The following is a 332-nucleotide window of genomic DNA, read 5'->3' on the forward strand; positions in this document are numbered from 1 at the left end:
CAGGATAAGCCGCCAGACGCTGCATGGACTACGCCACGCAAACCAACGACACCCCTCATCTCGACGGTGCTGTTTGAACTGCAAGGATCCTGGCCGCTTGTTCAGAGATTCTCTAACGCCGCTCTTCTTCTGGATGCTGCCGAGTACTGCGGCGCGATGCCCGGCAGCCCGAAAAACCTGCGGGCTACAGCAGCTGATTCCAATTTTTCTCGCTAGACGAGCGAGCTATTGATCACGCTGTCACCGTTCATCATATAAGGGCACCTCGAACAACCAAGTCGTAGCCGTGGTGACACGCACTGGATGATGACCATACCTTCAAAAAATCAGCG

The 332-nt window shown here is 54.8% G+C and carries 1 protein-coding gene; it reads left to right on the forward strand.

Going from position 1 to position 332, the window contains the following annotated elements:
* On the forward strand, nucleotides 1-216 hold a 216-nt coding region (locus XpopCFBP1817_RS22425), incomplete at its 5' end, for a hypothetical protein (protein ID WP_208619699.1).
* Between the last annotated feature and the right edge of the window lie 116 nt (nucleotides 217-332).

This window comes from Xanthomonas populi (assembly GCF_002940065.1).
Taxonomy (GTDB): domain Bacteria; phylum Pseudomonadota; class Gammaproteobacteria; order Xanthomonadales; family Xanthomonadaceae; genus Xanthomonas; species Xanthomonas populi.